15 protein-coding genes are annotated in these 17711 nt (G+C 55.4%); 7 read left to right on the top strand and 8 right to left on the bottom strand.

The window, feature by feature from the left end:
• Positions 1–370 precede the first annotated feature (370 nt).
• The 8 genes from LFT49_RS16240 to LFT49_RS22765 all read right to left on the bottom strand — a co-directional run bounded on the left by LFT49_RS16240 (position 371) and on the right by LFT49_RS22765 (position 9227).
• Positions 371–1885, bottom strand: coding sequence for a polysaccharide biosynthesis tyrosine autokinase (locus tag LFT49_RS16240; protein ID WP_237428765.1), 1515 nt, complete (start codon positions 1883–1885; stop codon positions 371–373).
• A gap of 166 nt (positions 1886–2051) precedes the next feature.
• Positions 2052–3521, bottom strand: coding sequence for an oligosaccharide flippase family protein (locus LFT49_RS16245; RefSeq protein ID WP_237428766.1), 1470 nt, complete (start codon positions 3519–3521; stop codon positions 2052–2054).
• Positions 3518–4624: a glycosyltransferase family 4 protein gene (locus LFT49_RS16250; RefSeq protein WP_237428767.1), complete on the bottom strand. Its 1107-nt coding sequence runs from the start codon at positions 4622–4624 to the stop codon at positions 3518–3520. Before LFT49_RS16250 ends, LFT49_RS16245 begins: the two co-directional genes overlap by 4 nt.
• 74 nt (positions 4625–4698) lie before the next feature.
• Positions 4699–5775, bottom strand: coding sequence for a glycosyltransferase (locus LFT49_RS16255; protein ID WP_237428768.1), 1077 nt, complete (start codon positions 5773–5775; stop codon positions 4699–4701).
• 131 nt (positions 5776–5906) lie between these two features.
• On the bottom strand, positions 5907–6773 hold the full coding sequence (locus LFT49_RS22755) for a glycosyltransferase family 2 protein (RefSeq protein WP_442863712.1): 867 nt from the start codon (positions 6771–6773) through the stop codon (positions 5907–5909).
• Positions 6773–7483: a glycosyltransferase family 4 protein gene (locus LFT49_RS22760; protein ID WP_442863713.1), complete on the bottom strand. Its 711-nt coding sequence runs from the start codon at positions 7481–7483 to the stop codon at positions 6773–6775. The genes LFT49_RS22755 and LFT49_RS22760 overlap by 1 nt, the downstream gene beginning before the upstream one ends.
• A 407-nt stretch (positions 7484–7890) precedes the next feature.
• A complete protein-coding gene (locus LFT49_RS16265; RefSeq protein WP_237428770.1) occupies positions 7891–8415 on the bottom strand; it encodes an acyltransferase in 525 nt (174 codons plus the stop codon).
• 74 nt (positions 8416–8489) lie between these two features.
• Entirely contained in the window at positions 8490–9227 is a 738-nt protein-coding gene (locus LFT49_RS22765; protein WP_442863714.1) for a WecB/TagA/CpsF family glycosyltransferase, read from the bottom strand.
• A gap of 278 nt (positions 9228–9505) precedes the next feature.
• Between LFT49_RS22765 and gmd the strand changes: the two genes are divergently transcribed.
• The 7 genes from gmd (at position 9506) to LFT49_RS16300 (ending at position 17704) form a co-directional block, all read left to right on the top strand.
• A complete protein-coding gene (gene gmd / locus LFT49_RS16270; RefSeq protein WP_237428771.1) occupies positions 9506–10534 on the top strand; it encodes a GDP-mannose 4,6-dehydratase in 1029 nt (342 codons plus the stop codon).
• A complete protein-coding gene (locus LFT49_RS16275; protein WP_237428772.1) occupies positions 10534–11508 on the top strand; it encodes a GDP-L-fucose synthase family protein in 975 nt (324 codons plus the stop codon). Before gmd ends, LFT49_RS16275 begins: the two co-directional genes overlap by 1 nt.
• Positions 11509–11556: 48 nt before the next feature.
• Positions 11557–12993, top strand: coding sequence for a sugar transferase (locus LFT49_RS16280; protein ID WP_237428773.1), 1437 nt, complete (start codon positions 11557–11559; stop codon positions 12991–12993).
• A gap of 41 nt (positions 12994–13034) precedes the next feature.
• Positions 13035–14348 carry a UDP-glucose dehydrogenase family protein gene (locus LFT49_RS16285; protein WP_237428774.1) on the top strand — a complete coding sequence of 438 codons (1314 nt, stop codon included), beginning with the start codon at positions 13035–13037 and terminating at the stop codon, positions 14346–14348.
• A gap of 82 nt (positions 14349–14430) precedes the next feature.
• Positions 14431–16212 carry a DUF4012 domain-containing protein gene (locus LFT49_RS16290; RefSeq protein WP_237428775.1) on the top strand — a complete coding sequence of 594 codons (1782 nt, stop codon included), beginning with the start codon at positions 14431–14433 and terminating at the stop codon, positions 16210–16212.
• 179 nt (positions 16213–16391) lie between these two features.
• Positions 16392–17003, top strand: coding sequence for an LPXTG cell wall anchor domain-containing protein (locus LFT49_RS16295; protein WP_237428776.1), 612 nt, complete (start codon positions 16392–16394; stop codon positions 17001–17003).
• A gap of 293 nt (positions 17004–17296) precedes the next feature.
• Positions 17297–17704 carry a VanZ family protein gene (locus LFT49_RS16300; protein ID WP_237428777.1) on the top strand — a complete coding sequence of 136 codons (408 nt, stop codon included), beginning with the start codon at positions 17297–17299 and terminating at the stop codon, positions 17702–17704.
• The last annotated feature ends 7 nt before the right edge of the window (positions 17705–17711 follow it).

Raw genomic sequence — 17711 nt, forward strand, 5'->3', positions numbered from 1 at the left:
GGCAATGCCTCATGGACCAGCGGCGAGGCGGCCCCTTGGTTGATTTTCTGTCACTTCCATTTAGGGACAACCAGTGGAACCCAAGGCGACGCCTAACGACAAAAACGCGTCCTAGTTCTTCATCAGCCCCAGTTAGGAGCCGAACAGGGAACGCGAGCAACCGCGTACCTCAAGCACAACGATCAGCCCCAGGCCAAGCCCCAGCAGCTTCGTTAAGTTAACCCTTAGTAGTCCCTTGAGGGGTGCCGCCAACTAGCACTCTAGAATCGCCGCCTTACAGCAGCGGCGTGACGTGCGCTTTAAAGATTCTCTTGCGAAGGCTCTTCTCATGCACGCGAGCCCCAGAACGCACGAAGTTCGGTTTCTGCCGCTACCTTCGGCGTCGGCTTCCTTCAGATTCCACTGGAAAAGCGCGAGCGGGTCGAGGCTCAACGTACATACTGCTGTGAACTATTTCTGGTAGATGTGACTCCTCGTTGGTGCTTTTCCCCTTGCTGCGCGACCTGCGCTTGACTGCTCCCCCGACCGCCGCAGCATCGTCATGCCGGTAGTAAGTGTAGGAGTAAGAATCGGGGCCCTTGACGGGCAGCCTATTTAGTACCAAACCCAGCAACTCGGCATCGACGAGCGTCAGAGCGCTGATTGACTTCTCCAGATCCTGACGCTTAACTTTCTCCACCCCTACCACTACTACGACGCCCCCTACGTGCTGAGAAAGGACTGCGGCGTCGGTTACTGGGAGCAAGGGCGGGGCGTCGATAATAACCGTGTCAAATTGTTGCTCAAGACTCGCAAGCAGTTCCTCCATTGTTGCAGAACCCAAGAGCTCGCTTGGATTAGGAGGAATTTGCCCGGAGACCAGAACAAAGAGATCGTCCTCCCCCCAGCGCTGCAGAAATTCACTCGCATCCCCCCCACTTATAAGTGCAGTGGTGAGACCGACATTGCGATCGAGACCAAGATATTCATTTACGGTAGGACGTCGCAGGTCGGCATCTACCAGGCAAACGGACTGTCCAGCCTGGGCCAACGAAATTGCCAAGTTGATGGCCGTTGTACTCTTACCCTCGCCGGGCAAGGAAGACGTGATAAGTATCGTGCGAGCCTTCCCTGAAATATTCGCGAACTGCAGGTTCGTGCGGAGTTGCCGGAACGACTCGGCTCTAGCACTTTGCGCCGAAGCATGCGTCACGAGCGGCTGCTGGACTGCAGCGGCGTCAAAGGATATTCCGCCGAGAATTGGAGCATGGGACACTAGACGAACATCCGACTCACCCCGCACGCGGTTATCCATGGAGGAACGGGCAATGGCGATACCTACGCCAAGGGCTAACCCTGCGAGCAACCCAAGAAGTAGATTCAGCCGGGTATTAGGTGCCGTCGGAACCGTCGGTGCAGTGGCAGGTTTGATAATTGATAGGCTAACCGGCGAGTTTCCGTTGTTTGTAGGTTTTTCGAGAGCATCGACGGCTTTAACCAGGCTGTTAGCCACAGCCTCGGCTATTGCAGCGGCCCTGACAGGCGAATCATCTACGACTGAAACGTTGATTAACACAGTGTTTAGGTCGGCTGTAGCGTGGACGCGAGTGGCCAACTCGGCTGAGGACATGCCGAGTCCGAGGGCGTCGATAGCCGGCTGCAACACCAGCGGAGAAGTAACTGTCTTCACATAGGACTGAACTCGTGCCTGCCCGAAGGTATTGCCTTGCTGCAACTCCTGTACCGAACCAGACCCTTGAATGGCAACAAAAAGTTCGGTGTCTGCCGAGTATTTAGGAGGGGACAAGACCGACACGATGCCAGCGATGAGTAAGCCTGCGAGAGCCAAGCTCAGTATTGAAATCCACTGGCGACGCAACAGACGCCCGTACTCACCTATGTCCAAACCGGATCCCCTTGTATCGGTTCCTGGAAACATCCAGGCGACGCACTACTAGTACGGCGAAATTCATTGTGTCCCAGCCATCATACCCGGGAGGCGGCACAGACCGGATGGGGCGGGTCCAAGGCGCTCCCACTAAACCTGCCGATTGAGCTCCAGGAGCGTCAATTTATGGATTGGCAGGGCGGAAGAACCATGGTAGGACAAATCCTCGCCGCGTGAGTACGCCGCTGACAGCATGCCACCTGAAAGTTCCGGCCCAAACGACAGTGGAGACGACGACTGCAACTCCCAGATGAGTTGCATCTGCGCGAAAAGAATCTTCAGCACCATCACCGAGCATCATTGCCACACCAAGCCCGCTCCCGCCAATGGCTGCTGCCCAGAAACATCCCGTCACCAGACCTCTCATGAGACGCCTGACCGTGTTCGAATTTTCCCATTTGGTAACACAGATCAATGACACCAGCGCAGTGATCTGGGAGAGCAACATCATCCACCCTGCCCACAGCACGTCACGGGTTAGGAACAACGCCACAACACAGGGAACCATTGCTCCTGCCATAAGCCATTGCGCCAGACGTGCTGGACGGAACTCGCCGCGCATTTCTAAGCTTCCCGCAATTAGGGTGAATGGGATTGAAAGGGCAAATCCTATGGCAAGAGTAGAAGCCATTGTGCCAGCTAGGGCCCAACCCGGTCCGAGCCAAACGTTTATTACAAAGGGACCGTTTGCAGACAAAATTGCGAATGCAGGAAACGCAACACCAGACGACAGAATGGCAGCGTCGCAAACTGCGTCTTGAAAAGAACGACGTGACTCAGCGTTCCGCCAATGCGGTTGGGCAATACGGCTTTGAATCGAGGTGAGAGCCGTTGCAGGCATCTGAGCCAGAGCTACACCCTTTGTAAATTGCCCAAGGGCTCCCGCCCCCAGGACGGAACTCACGACCCAGCCGGGCGTTTGCTGCAGCAGCATAAAGCCAACATTCTGGGAGGTTATCCTACGGGCAAAATGGAAGAGTTCTTTGCCATTCAGGCGCTGTCCGCCCGGATAGCCGCGGCGCTGAAGAAAACGAGCAGAAATCGCCAGAACGACTGGGCTGATTGCCATTGGAACACCCAACGCCCAGGCCTGTCGCAACAATACTGCTAGTAGCAGCCCCGCCAGGGCGGAAACCACAAAGGAAAGCAGAACAGTGACGGTGTCTCGTTTCAAATTCAACTCGCGACGTAGAAGTGCGGACTCGACTCCACCGATAGGACCAACGGCTTGCGCTGCAGCCATCAGCCACAAGTACTGGTCGCCTTCGCCGGCTTTCAAAAGGTCTAGCCAGAATGGGGCCACCACAAGGTAACATGCCGCCGTTACAGTTCCGACAACTGCTGCTATCCCGCGTATACGAGATATCTGACCGGTCGAAAGAGTACTTTCCTTGAGTACGTATGAGGGCAACCCAGTAGTTGTCATCAGGGTCAAGATGCCCAGCAAACTGACCGCAGCCGCAAAGCTCCCAAAGTCAACGGGCGAGAAGATTCTTGAGGTTATGCCCGATACGACGAACTGGGCAGCACTCACAAAGATCTGACAGCCTATGGTCCATCGAGCACCGGCGGCTGCTGCTTTGACTCCGCTCATGAAGATGGCGGCTTTCGAAAAGACGAAATTGCTTGCTCGTAGGAATCGATATAGGCGCTAGTGACAGCGTCAGCCGAATATCGCTCGGACAGTAGTGCATGGCCGTGCTGAATAAGCGAAGCGCGCAGTTCTCTATCTTCGTGGAGCCGAAGCAAGCCCCGTAAGACGTCCTCACTTTTCCTAACATCAACCAAGAGGCCGGCGTCTCCTTCTCCCAGAGTCCATGCCACGCCACCGGAGTCATGTCCCCCGATAACAGGAACTGAGTGAGACATGGCCTCGAGAAAACACATGCCTTGGCTTTCTTCAAGAGAAACGTGGCAGAGCATCTCCGATTCTCGTAGATGCGTCGATACACCCACACGTGATTGTCGTCCGAGAAACTTCACAGAACGTTTCAGATCGGAATCCGCCGCCCAGCGTGCAAGTTCGCCTTCATCCTCCAAGCCTGATCCGATAAGCCTGAGTTCCGCCTCCGGGTACTGGAATCTAAATTCCTTGAATGCAGTGAGAAGCGTGCGCACATTCTTCAATGGCGTACTATCGGCAATATCGGTGATAACAGGATGAGAGGGCAGGCCAGCGAAATCATCGGATAAGTCGAATTCTGGAGTAATGTTTGGGATTACACGAACATCTCCGGGAAAGAACATCTGCCGGCGCCATTTTTTTGCCAAATCTGGAGAAACAGCGGTCACATGGGATGCCTTCGTTCGGACAGCATATGCCAGCAACAACCGCAAGATTCGATAAGCATCTGGCATCCGCCGTAGAATCGTAAGTGGCGCGTCGTGGATAGAGAGTATCTGGGGCAAGCCAGATGTCACACCGACCCAGCCAAATTCGTAACTCCAATGGGCATGGACCACGTCGGTTGGAACACGATTCAGCTCCTTCGACATCATATTTCGCTCCGCACGAAATAAATCGAGTGCGCGGGCGCGTGCTCTCTTGCGATACGGAACAATGGAGATATGGAAGTTATCTGCATCGAACCTTTTTGTGCTTGCTATATCTGGTGACGCGGTGACCAAATGAACAGCATTCCCATGCCTCAGCAAAGACCGGACCAGGCTGTTTACAGGCGTGCCGCCCAAACCCACGGGCAAAGAGTCGGGACGCACATCTAAGAACTCGGCGAATTCTCGCGGGCTGGAAGGCCCGACGATAGCTATCCTCATACCTGCCTGCCAATGGCGCCCCGGCCGCTCCGGATGTGGTTCGCAACAGTACGGTAGAGTTCCGCATATTCTTCGGCCCCTCGACGCGGAGACAAGTCCGGTGGGGCGGACCCGCCTGCTACGGGAAGGTACCCCGTCTCACGAAGCGCAGACGACCAAGCGTCCTCCTCCAGCAAAGAAATATGTTCCACCCCCTGGATCCCCTTTGCCCAAGAAAGACCGATGGAGTCGGCGACTAAGCAGGGCGTTCCGAGAGCGATGGCTTCTGCTAACGCGACACTCATACCTTCATGCAAAGATGGCAACACGAACACGCCACCATTCTTAAGAGACTGCAAGGGCGGTTCGCTACCCCGGTAACGCAAGCGGCCTTGACTGGCCAGGCTTTCCAGCATTTCTCGTTCAAGTGCTGTAGCGTGCGCTTCATTACCATGATGTGAAACAACGTAGCCGTTCGCCATAAGATGCTTCAAAGCAAACTCGTGGTTTTTTACGGACGCACAATTACCGACGAGAACTGCGTGCAGAGGACTCGCATTAGAACCAGAGTGACGTTTAGCAGCAATGTAATCTGAGGAAACCCAGTTATAGACAACTTGCAGTTTCCGATTCCAGTTCAACTCATTCTTCGCAACGTCCGGAGACGGAGCGACAAACTGAGCTACGAAGCGATCAGCGAGCATTGCCTGCACTCGACGGCTGAAGGCCGCCTTCCCATGGGGTCTGAATACACTATGGACCGTTCGTACAACTCGAGTTCGAGCCGATAGATACGAAGACAGGACAGCCGGGAGAAACGCGGATTCAGTATGAATGTGCACTACATCGGGACGTTCTGCACTCACTATTCTCGAAAGAGCAAAACAACCGGCAAGAGTACGTAGACTTGGTACGACCCGGACATCATAACCAGCATTGGCAAGGTCATCACGAAAAGGATGACCTTCTCCTTGTCCAATTACGATGCTGCGGATTCCTTGCTCAACAAAATCTTGTGCCGCTGAAGCCAGCATGCGCTCCATACCGCTTGGATATAAACGCCCAAGAAGATGAATGACTTTTAGCTCGCTCATTTACCTGCCCTTCAAATTATATTTTCGCAGGTTCCATGAAATACCACCCTTTGGCGCTACTAAATGTTGGCGCCAGCACCGATGCGAAATCATTAGCGATCTGAGATTCCTAGGAGTAACACGCAAGGAGATTATTTTTGTGGGCGTAGCACAGAATTCCGAGCAGCAAAACTGCGGCAAGTCATGCGCGCCCACCAAAGAGTGTAGGTTGCAGCTATATATAGCAACCAAGAGCGCCTATTCGACTTGCGGAGGATTCTTCGCAACGACGCATAGTTACCTCCACCCTTCGGACCAACAAATCTTGCCCATTCAGTACGAATTGTAGCCGTCGGATGAGGAGGATTCCTCGGACACGTACCGAATGTGCCCGCCGCTTGGACCACTCGTATACCCATACGCCCGCAACGTAGGCCGTAATCGATGTCAGCCAAGCCATGGGAAAACTCACCATCAATTCCCCCCAGTCGGAGTGCGACAGACGTTGGAACTACCACTAGGTTTCCGTTGAACGTGTCCACGTCCTGGCTGGCGTCTGCTGCCGGGAGCGTTCTAAACCGCAGGGGATGGACCCCACTTCGACGCATACCGGAATAGGAGACGGAATCGACACCAGGTGCCCTGACTGCCCCCACAACCACACATTCCGGATTCTGATTTACAGACTCCACCAGTCGAGCTACTGAGTCGTCATCAATCCGAACATCATCATTGAGCCAAACGAGGAAGTCGGAACTGTTGGGAGCCATCGAGTTGAGCACACATTTCTCTGCGATCGACATGCTTCGTGCCCAGAAAGCGGACCCGTTCCCTCGAAGCACCGTGATGTCGGCGGGAATCTCGGACAGTCGTTGTGCTGTGCCGTCAGTAGAGCCGTCGTCGAAGACGGTGAACGACAAATCAACACCAGCTTTCTGGGCAGAGGCCAAGAAGCCGGTTACACTTTGAACAGTTAAATCCGCACGATTATGGCAGGCTATCAGGACATGCATTCTCATTAGTGATCCGCCGTCAAGGCAAGGCTAATTCCATTTAAGAAGTTTTCGACCATGGCATCCAAAGTGTATTTCTCATTCGCCTCGGCACATCCTTGTCTGAGTATTTCCAAAGCGTCTCGATCCCGGAGCGTATTCACTAGGCCCAGCGCATAAGCGTCGACGGAGTCATCGGTTATGACTGCGCTCTTGTTTGCCTCGAGATAAGCAAACTCAACAGAGTGCCAGGGCCAATTTGTAGTTACTATCGGAGTGACACTGGCGAAACTATCAACGGCCACCAGCCCAACGCGGCCCGGCATTGCGATCACCTGCGCAGCGGCCAGTGCAAGAGCCTTCTCGGAACCGAAGAGAGGACCGAGGCAGTGAATATTCGGGCTTTCCGCAGCAGCCATCTCCGCTAACCCCTGATCGTCCCCAGAGCCAACGACTAACAGTCGAAAGTTAGGGTCCAGTTCGCCTGCCTTTCGAGCTGCCTCGAAGAGAAAGGGCAGACGTTTGCTTTCATCCAAGCCCCCCACGAAAAGAGCCGTTTTGCCGTGGAGATCATATTTGGCCTCAAAGGCAGCTAAGGCTTGGCTTTTCACACCCTGAAGTTCGGTAAGGAGCGCGTTTGTATCTATCGAGTTCTGCACAACGGTCATTCTCTCCGGAGCCATCCCAGCAATTTCCATCGCTTCAGCCCCCTCAGAGGTGTAGGCGAAGAACCACATTCCTCGCCGAGTCAACCACTGCTTAAACCGATCCTGTTGGGGCCTCACTCTCTTCGTGAAGGTTCTACCGTGTCCCCAAAATGCAACTGGTGCCTTCCGCGCCAGTAGCTCATATGTCTCGAGATTTCGCACCGCCTGCTCAACGATTATCAAGTCGTATGGACCAGAAGAGTTCACCGGCCGAAGCGACTTCCGGTTTAGGGTTCGCCTCCCGGGCATTGACACGAACCGGGTCTTGAGGGAGGTAAAGCCCTCCATCGACCTAGTGTCATCTCGGTTCCTCCACTCGGGCGGTGTTTCGCCATAAAAGACGTTAATATCGATACCGCGCCGGGTTCCCCGAGCTATAAGTTCCCGGAAAAAGGCTAATCGATATTGGGGAAGCCACGGATGAATAACTGCAACCCTCATGATTCCATCCGCTTATCACTTGTCATCCGGCGATATCCTTTTTCGTGCAGTTGCTCCCAGTGCAGACGAAAATCCTCGGCACTAAACCTCTCGCCAATTTTTCTTGCGGGATTTCCCACAACTATAGAGTTACTGGGAACGTCTCGAGTTACGACCGCGCCGGCTGCGACAATGGAGCTATCCCCGATAGTAACGCCAGACAGGACAGTGGCGGCGTATCCAAGCCAGACGTCTGATCCGATAACAGTTCTCAGACTCAACTCCTCAGGCTCGTCGCCCACCCATCGGCTCCTGCGGACGCTGGTGCCGCGGTCATGAATATCGTGATCCCTACGTCCCACGATTCCGACGAGGTTTGCGATGAGCACACCGTCGCCTATTTCGCCGTCAACCTCCACCGTCACGTGCTTTCCAACGTAGACGTCGCTGCCAACTTTCAGGTCTTTTGGAGCCCAAATCGCCGACCCTGGACCGACATGAAATTCGCGACCAACGGAAACATTTCTCCGGACGGCCAGCATTCGCAGCAGCATAGATTTAGCTCGCCTAAAAAGCATCGTCTTCCTCTTCCAAAAGAATCATCGGGCATCAAGAGCTAGTTGACACCGTGGCGTATGGCCGCTCTGAGGAAGACCAGGTTCCCCACGAGATACCGACGCCATAACCGCCTAGGCTCGGTAGCGAACCTAAACAGCCACTCCAGGCCTAGCTTTGATACCCACCGTGGGGCTTCTCTCTTCGTACCGGCAGAGAAATCGAAAGCCGCTCCAACAGCAACCGCCTTAAAGCCAGCCTCTGCAAGCCGTGCTACTTCGAAGTCCTGCTTTGGCGTCCCTAGGCCTACCCAAACTAGTTGGGCACGTGAGATGCGGATTTCTTCGTCCTGTTCCGAACGCTGTTCGCTCGTCATTTCACCAAACGGGGGACTAAAAGAGCCCACTATTCGGACGCCGGGGTAGCGGCACTCAAGACTCTCCTGGAGTTTCGCAAGAGTAGCTGGCGTTGAACCAAGCAGATAATGACGAAGATCCTTCGTTCTTCCTAGGTCCATGACACTTTCAAAGAACCCCGGCCCTCGTACCTGGGTCATGCGGCCTGATCGAAGCCGGTTCAAGAGCGATATCGGCTTGCCATCAGGAAAGTTATAGGCGGCATTCGTTAGGCACCGCCTATATGCTGGATCGTATTCTGCCAACGCTATGCTATAGGCATTCAAGAAATGGATGTCCGCCCCAAGACTGGACTCGTTCGCCGTGTCCACGATGAATCGAGCTGCGGTACCCGGTGTTGCGACACAAAACGGAACTCCTGCGAACTGCCCCTTGTCCATCATGACCCCCTCCTCATTTATAGACCTGGCCTCTCCTGCCGCGGCCCAGATAACCTCGAAAGTTCTGTCCGCTCAGCTGATGATGGCCCAAGCAAGGATAGCAAGGCGCTGGCTATGATTTGTCGGATGGTGGAAGACGGCGTGCATCTTGGTCACACTGGGTATGACAGGTGTTGACAGTCGCTTCACTTCCCCGAAGGGCACTATGATTGGGGCGTTACGAAACTTATACCGTCGTGCACCCTTCTTAGGGCGCGCGACGATTCTTTGATGGGGGCTCCATGACAAAGCGCGCGTTAATCACAGGCATAACAGGTCAAGACGGTTCGTATTTGGCCGAACTTTTGCTTGCTAAGGGCTACGAGGTCCACGGGCTTATCCGGCGCGCTTCTACCTTCAATACTGCAAGAGTCGATCACCTCTATGTCGACCCGCATGACCCGAAGGCAAAACTTTTTCTTCACTACGGTGACCTCAGCGACGGCGCGCGCCTCGTCACGTTACTTGCCGGAATCAGACCTCACGAGGTTTATAACCTTGCCGCGCAGTCGCACGTGCGGGTGTCTTTTGACGAACCTGAGCACACTGCCGACACAACCGGAGTAGGCACTATCCGCTTGTTGGAAGCTGTGAAAATGTCTGGAATCGAAACGAGGTTCTACCAGGCGTCCTCCTCTGAAATGTTCGGGGCTACGCCACCTCCACAAAACGAAGAGACCCCTTTTTACCCTCGTTCACCGTACGGTGCTGCGAAGGTTTACAGCTACTGGATAACCAAGAATTACCGAGAGGCTTATGGGATGTTCGCTGTCAACGGCATCCTCTTCAACCACGAGTCTCCGCGGCGGGGGGAAACTTTTGTCACCCGAAAGATTACCCGTGCCGTTGCGGCAATCAAGGCTGGGAAGCAAGACCTGCTTTACATGGGGAACCTCGACGCAGTGCGTGACTGGGGCTACGCAGCAGAATACGTCGAAGGTATGTGGCGAATGCTCCAGGCGGACGAACCGGACGACTTCGTACTGGCCACAGGGGGCAACTACACGGTCCGCGACTTTCTTCAGATCTCGTTCGAGCATGCTGGGCTTAACTGGGAAGACCATGTCCGTTTCGACGAACGTTATCTACGCCCGACAGAGGTAGACGCCCTAGTGGGCGACGCATCGAAGGCCCAAGACAAGCTTGGGTGGAAGGCATCGGTCCATACACCGGAACTGGCTCGCATCATGGTGGATGCCGACATTGAAGCTCTAAAGCACGCTGGCAACCACTGGATCGACACCGTCAATCTGGAAAGTTGGAAGAACTAGTGTCTTATGACGTCAACTTCGAGCCTTCAAAGCTTGATCGATTTGCCCCATTCTATGTTGCCGGACACCGAGGACTTGTCGGTTCTGCCATTTGGCGGAAGTTGGATGATGAAGGGTTCACAAACCTGATTGGTCGTACTTCCTCGGAGTTGGACCTCAAGGACCGCGAAGCTGTGTTCGAGTTTTTCGAACAATCGAAACCGCGATACGTGATCCTTGCCGCGGCAAAGGTGGGCGGCATCCTGGCCAACAACACCTATCCGGTAGATTTCCTGAGCGATAATCTCCGCATTCAGGTGAACGTTCTTGATGCGGCACGGCAATACGGAGTAGAACGTCTCCTCTTTCTGGGTTCCTCCTGCATCTATCCGAAGTTTGCTGACCAGCCCATTAGGGAGGATTCGCTTCTTACTGGCCACTTGGAGCCGACGAATGACGCTTACGCTATCGCCAAGATCGCAGGCATCATGCAGGTGCAGGCTGTACGCCGGCAGTATGGCTTGCCATGGATTTCTGCCATGCCAACCAACCTATACGGTCCAGGCGACAATTTTTCCCCGCAAGGCTCTCATGTGTTGCCCGCGCTTATCCGGCGTTACGATGAGGCCGCGAAAGCAGGCCAAGTGTCTGTCACCAACTGGGGTACAGGCTCGCCTATGAGGGAGTTCCTCCACGTGGATGACATGGCAGATGCCTGCCTTCATCTCCTTGAAAATTATGACGGCCCGGCCCAAGTCAACGTCGGGACGGGCTCGGACGTCACCATCAAGGAGCTGGCTACAATCGTCGCCGCAGCGGTGGGCTACACCGGGGAGATTAAGTGGGACACATCCAAGCCTGACGGAACACCGCGGAAGCTCCTGGATGTTTCTAAGCTGGCTGAGGCTGGTTGGAAGTCCTCCATAAGCTTAGAAGAGGGAATTGGTTCCACCGTGGAGTGGTACCGCGCAAATGTCGAGAGCATTCGCAGCTAGCTCTGCAGGGTAGTTGGTGTCGGAAGCTCAATCACTGGGGGACTTTTCGTGAAAGAGGTGCGCGACTGGCGGTCAAAATGCAGCCGACAGTTGCGAATTGTTGACGCTTTCGTTGTTACGTGGGCTGTTGCCGGTGCCTACGTCATCCGCTTTGGCTGGGCAGCGGACTTCGTCGTTGCAGGCGAGGAAGGCGTATACGTATGGCTCTCGATTGCACTAGTTGCGGCTTGGTGGATCATGCTTGGAGCCTGGAATAGCCGTCAAAGTCGTATTCTGGGTGCAGGACCCGACGAATACAAGCGTGTGGCCGCAGCGTCATTGTGGCTATTTGGGCTGGTCGCTATCGTGTCGTATGTACTAAGACTGGATACTGCCCGTGGCTATGTGGGCGTCGCCTTGCCCGCGGGTTTATTCGGACTCCTACTTGCACGCTGGCTTATTAGGCAGCACCTAAATGTGAATCGGCAAATGGGACAAAGTATGTCCCGTTTGCTGTTACTTGGAGGCCCAAGCGCGGTCGCACACTTGGCTCGTTCCTTAAGGACCGCCAGACACGCTGGATATCTGCCCGTTGCGGTTTACACACCGAATACTTCGGAGCTGTCATCCGTTGAACCTGAATCCGGACTTCCTGTCGTAGGAAACTCTCCGGACGCAAAGTCGATTGTGGCGGCGATCGAGGTTTGTCGCGCCGACGCGGTGGCCGTTTCCGCTGGAGTGCAGCTACATCCGCAAACACTCAGACATCTGGGATGGGAACTTGCTTCCCGAAATATCGGACTGATTATGGCTCCCGCACTTACAGACATAGCGGGGCCACGAATCCACACTCAGCAGGTTGCCGGACTTCCGTTGATCCACGTCACTACGCCTACTCTTGAGGGAGGTCAAAGAGTAGCGAAGCGGCTCTTCGACGTGGTGGTATCTGCTCTCCTGATTGTAGTCAGCCTGCCTGTTATGGCAGTCGTAGCGGCCCTGATCAGGCTGGATGACGGCAGCCCCGTCCTGTTCAAACAGGATCGAGTGGGCATAGAGGGCGCCCGGTTCCAAATGTTCAAATTCAGGTCGATGGTGGTAGATGCGGAATCACGACTTGATTCTCTCAAGGAAAGCAGTGACGGTAACGGGCTCCTCTTTAAGATGAAGGAGGATCCGCGGGTCACGTCGATCGGCCGACTCCTCCGTAAGTTCAGCCTTGACGAGCTTCCCCAACTATTTAACGTCTTCAGGGGATCGATGAGCCTTGTTGGCCCCCGCCCACCCCTACCTGCGGAGGTCGAAGCCTACGAGCAAGATGTCAGGCGAAGACTCCTTGTTAAGCCGGGTCTCACGGGTCTATGGCAAGTAAGCGGCCGCTCTAATCTTTCTTGGCAGGACTCCGTACGCCTTGACCTTTACTACGTTGAAAACTGGTCATTGGCAGGGGACCTCCTCATACTCATAAAGACCTTCCGAGCAGTTTTCCAAAGCTCCGGAGCCTACTGATTTTCTGGCGGCAGACTACAGCCCCGGGAAAGGATGAATTGATGCGAATAACAGTTGTTGGCTGTGGGTACTTGGGCGCTGTCCATGCTGCATGCATGGCAAAACTCGGACATGAGGTCGTGGGCATTGATATAGATGAACGAAAAATAGCGGACTTGTCTGCTGCTCACGCCCCGTTTTTTGAGCCTGGCTTGGAAGCGCTACTCAAGGAAGTCCAGGAGACGGGAAGGCTTTCCTTTTCGACTGACATGGCCGCGGCGCAGGGAAGCTCCGTGCACTTCATCTGTGTTGGCACTCCGCAAAAGAAGGGAGAGAACGCAGCCGATTTGACATACGTTGATGCTGCTACAGCAGGTCTGATGCCCTACCTATCTCCTGACGACCTCGTTGTAGGCAAGTCAACGGTCCCGGTTGGAACTGCTGCGAGGCTCGCTGGCCTCATCGAACAAGTTCAGCCAGCTGCCCACTTGATGTGGAACCCAGAGTTCCTTCGGGAAGGGCACGCTGTTTCAGACACGCTTCATCCGGACAGGCTGGTTTATGGCATATCTGGAGGTTCGGAAGAACATTATGCCGTTCAAGTCCTCGACCAGGTTTACGCAACCCCTCTCGAGTTGGGAACCCCCCGGCTAGTTACAGATCTGCCGACGGCCGAGTTGGTCAAGACGGCCGCCAACTCATTCTTGGCTACGAAGATCTCCTTTATCAATGCCATGGCCGAGCTATGCGATGCTGCAGGCGCCGACGTGACCATGCTGGCAGATGCCATCGGCCTAGATGACAGGATTGGACGCAAATTCCTCAACGCCGGCATTGGATTCGGTGGCGGCTGTCTCCCGAAAGATATTCGTGCCTTCATGGCACGCGCAGGTGAATTGGGTGCGGACCAAGCGTTGACTTTTCTCCGTGAGGTAGATGCCATCAACATGAGGCGTAGGACGAGGATGGTGGAACTAGCGCGAGAACTTTGCGGGGGTTCACTTTTAGGGCAGCGGATCACGGTACTGGGAGCTGCCTTCAAGCCAGAAAGCGATGATGTTCGCGATTCCCCAGCGCTAAGTATCGCAGCCCAACTTCAGCTTCAGGGTGCGGTGGTAACGGTAACGGACCCGAAAGCACTTCACAACGCCGCCCACCGTTTCCCCGAACTCCACTACGAGGAATCAACGGAAACGGCCCTCCAGCGAGCCGATGCACTTCTGCTACTGACGGAATGGCAGGAGTACCGAGACTTGGATCCCTACGAAGCCTCGACGTTCGTTTCCTCTCCCAAGATTCTGGATGGTAGAAACATCCTGGATCCCAGCAAATGGCGTGCTGCCGGGTGGACCTACCGCGGGCTAGGACGTCCTTAGCATGAATGCAACTACTCCAGAGGAGATTCAGGCCCCCGGTCCCCGTCGTGAAGTGACGGAACGAAGAAGGCGGCCACGAAGGGTGACAAAAATCGTCCTGGCGATCTTTGTTCTGCTTATACTCCTCAGCGGTGGGACGTTTTGGTTAGGGCTAAAGGCATCTTCAATCAAGCATGAGCTGGAGGCTGCCGCCGGTCTGGTTTCTCAGCTAAAGCAAGAAATACTGGCTTCAGATGCAGAATCGGCGGCAGACACGGTCTCGGTACTACGTCAGCACACTGTGGCCGCCCGCCAGGCGTCGGAGGACCCCCTATGGACCCTTGTCTCCAGCGCGCCTTGGATCGGGCCCAATATCAGTGCAGTTTCCGAGGCAGCAAGATCAGCTGACGACGTGGCAACTCTTGGTCTTAGTCCTCTGATCAATGTCTACGAATCTCTTAACTGGGACGCACTAATGCCGAGCGCTTCGGGCAGCAGCCTCGAGCCGCTCAAAACCGCGGCCCCATCTGTTGCATCCGCGGCCTATACAGTTCGAGCTTCCTCGGAACGGCTACAGGCAATTGATACCTCTCAACTGCTGCCGCAGGTCGCCCACCCTCTTCAGGATGCAACCGAAGAACTGAAGCAGGCGACGGGTGCACTCAACGCAGCAGCGGATGCGGCCAACCTTGCGCCTGAAATGTTGGGCGCGGATGGCCAGAAGAACTATCTGCTCATGATCCAGAACAATGCGGAAGCACGTGCCTCGGGCGGTATAGCAGGCGCTCTGGCAGTTATGACACTGGACCACGGGAAGCTTTCACTCGGTGCCCAGAGCAGTGCAGGTGATGTTGGAATCATGTCCCCAAACCTGGCGGTCGATCCCCAACAGCAGCAGATTTATTCAAGTCGGCTTGGGAAGTACATGCAGGACGTCAACCTCACACCCGACTTCCCTACCGCGGCTGCCACGGCCCAGACGATGTGGGCAAAGAAGACCGGCCAACAAGTTGACGGAGTCATTTCCATCGATCCCATGGTGTTGAGTTACATTCTGCAGGCAACGGGACCAGTAACCGTCACTGGTACGGAGCTGGCTGCGGTTAAGGCGGCAGGGTTGCCATCCGAACTGACAGGCAGCAACGTAGTGCCGACCCTCCTGTCCGAGGTCTACTCGAAAATCCCAAGTCCCAAGCTACAAGACGCCTACTTTGCGGCTGTGGCTAAAGAAGTGTTTGCTGCCCTTTCCAGTGGTAGAGGCGAGGCGAAGGGCCTGATTAGCGGCCTCACGCGCGGGACGGAAGAAGGACGCGTCCTCGTGTGGTCTGCTCGTTCCTCGGAACAGTCCGTAATTTCTAAGTACCCCATGAGTGGTGCGATTTCAGGACCCAGTGTTTCTCCCGCCCAATTCGGGGTCTACTTCAACGACGGCACCGGTGCAAAGATGGACTACTACATCAAGCGCACGGTTCAGCTCATCAAGGAATGTCCCACCGAGGGATACGAGCAGACCAGAGTGCGTATCACCAGTACAAACACTGCGCCCGCGGATGCTGCCATTTCACTGCCTAGGTACGTCACCGGAGGCGGCATCTTTGGCGTAACTCCAGGCACCGTTCAAACGAATATCGTCGCCTACGGACCCGCGCAGGCAAACGTGGAATCCGCGGCTATCGATGGCCAGAAGGCTCCTTTCGCCCCTTACCTCCACGCCAACAGGCCCGTTGGTGTTGTAGCCCAACAACTCGCTCCTGGTGAAAGCAAAACGGTCGACTTCACCTTCGGAAAGATTGTTCAACAGACAGAACCTAACCTTGTTGTCACACCCACTGTCCAGCCTGTAAAGGACGTTATTCTCCCTACTGAAAAACCATCCTGCGGTTAGAGAGAGTGGCGCAAGCATTAACACTATGTAAACCGTCTTGATTGAACTTGGTCACAAGCGACTCAGGATGGTAACTTCTATCTGGGATATTTATCCGTAGTTCTGCACATGGTCTCGTGCAGCGGGGACATCTCCCCAAAATCGGGTATCAAAACTTAAACGTCTCCGGGGGGACACACATGAAGAAGACTTTCGCTGCACTCGCTCTTGCAGGTTCCATCGCACTTATCGGTTCCGCGCCCGCCATGGCCGCAACGTACCCGGCGCTTCCGCCGCAGGCAGCTGTCTCCGACGGCACGGTTGGTCCGGGTGAAACCTTCATCTTCCGCGGCCAGGGCTTCCTCGCTGGTGAATCACTGACCATCCGCGTCACTCCGGGTCAGGCTCCGGCCTCCAACGGCGCCGCCCTTGGTACCCGCGCAGTTCCCGCTCGCATCAACGTTGTGGCCGAGGCGCAGACTTTGTCCGCCACGGCTGATGCCCAGGGAGCTGTTGCACTGCCGATCGCCATCAATGAGGCGGGAACCTACTCGATCACCGCCACCGGCAACACTTCCGGTGTCACTGTCGGTCCCGTCACGGTCACCGTTGCCGCATCTCTGGCAAACACTGGCGGCTCCGTCGCCGGTACCGCGGGTGGCGCTCCGCTGGCCAACACCGGTGGTCTGGCCAACACCGGCGCTGATTCCGGCCTCGTCCTCTGGACCTTGGTCGGCGCGGGCGCACTGGCCGCCGGCGCAACTTCCGTTGTAGTGGTTCGCCGCCGCGCCAAGACGGAAGCTGCTGCATAGCACCAACACTCCATAGCACCAACGACGGTGGGTGCTTCTCCGGAAACGGAGAAGCACCCACCTTTTGCTTTATGTGGTATCAATTTGATCCATGGGGAGACATTGGCGCAAACAACCACGGGAGCACGACTTTTCCGTCCCGCTCCTCCGGCCACAGGTGATACGCTACGCGCTCCTTGTAGTCCTGGCCCTATCTGCACTCGGAACTGCAGTATGCGCCCTGCTACGGACCACCTGAGGCCGACTTGAGGTTCCTTTACCATCAGCGACTGTGGCAACTAATCCTCGTGGCTATGGCAATTCCCCTGGCATTCATCGCTTTTTGGCCATCGCCCGTCGACAAACCAGTTTCCGGACACCTCGCAGCCGTCCTCGCCTTCCTTCACCGCCACGGGATTCCCCGCTGGTTCAACTACGGTTTGGTCGAAGCGTCCGCCAACGTCGTCCTTTTCATGCCCGTCGGATTTGTGGCCGCACTGGCATTTTTACCAAAACGCTGGTGGCAAATCGGCGGTTTCGGCATGCTGATTTCCGGCTGCATCGAGCTGGGACAGCTCCTATTTCTGGACGATCGCTTTGCAAGCCCATCAGATATCTTGACCAACACGTCAGGTGCTGTCATCGGGGCGCTGCTGGCCGCCTGGGCCACGAAAAAAGGGAGGCCTACCACCTTTCGGCAGCAGGCCTCCCAGAAGTGCTAAAAGCTGC

The organism is Arthrobacter sp. FW306-06-A (assembly GCF_021870055.1).
Classification (GTDB): Bacteria; Actinomycetota; Actinomycetes; order Actinomycetales; family Micrococcaceae; genus Arthrobacter.

Bases quoted from the DNA above. Each gene is read 5' to 3' on its own strand.
- LFT49_RS16245 (WP_237428766.1), bottom strand. From the start codon at position 3,521: ATGAGCGGAGTCAAAGCAGCAGCCGCCGGTGCTCGATGGACCATAGGC.
- LFT49_RS16255 (WP_237428768.1), bottom strand. From the start codon at position 5,775: ATGAGCGAGCTAAAAGTCATTCATCTTCTTGGGCGTTTATATCCAAGC.
- LFT49_RS22755 (WP_442863712.1), bottom strand. From the start codon at position 6,773: ATGAGAATGCATGTCCTGATAGCCTGCCATAATCGTGCGGATTTAACT.
- LFT49_RS22760 (WP_442863713.1), bottom strand. From the start codon at position 7,483: ATGTGGTTCTTCGCCTACACCTCTGAGGGGGCTGAAGCGATGGAAATT.
- LFT49_RS16265 (WP_237428770.1), bottom strand. From the start codon at position 8,415: ATGCTGGCCGTCCGGAGAAATGTTTCCGTTGGTCGCGAATTTCATGTC.
- LFT49_RS22765 (WP_442863714.1), bottom strand. From the start codon at position 9,227: ATGATGGACAAGGGGCAGTTCGCAGGAGTTCCGTTTTGTGTCGCAACA.
- gmd (WP_237428771.1), top strand. From the start codon at position 9,506: ATGACAAAGCGCGCGTTAATCACAGGCATAACAGGTCAAGACGGTTCG.
- LFT49_RS16285 (WP_237428774.1), top strand. From the start codon at position 13,035: ATGCGAATAACAGTTGTTGGCTGTGGGTACTTGGGCGCTGTCCATGCT.
- LFT49_RS16295 (WP_237428776.1), top strand. From the start codon at position 16,392: ATGAAGAAGACTTTCGCTGCACTCGCTCTTGCAGGTTCCATCGCACTT.
- LFT49_RS16300 (WP_237428777.1), top strand. From the start codon at position 17,297: ATGGCAATTCCCCTGGCATTCATCGCTTTTTGGCCATCGCCCGTCGAC.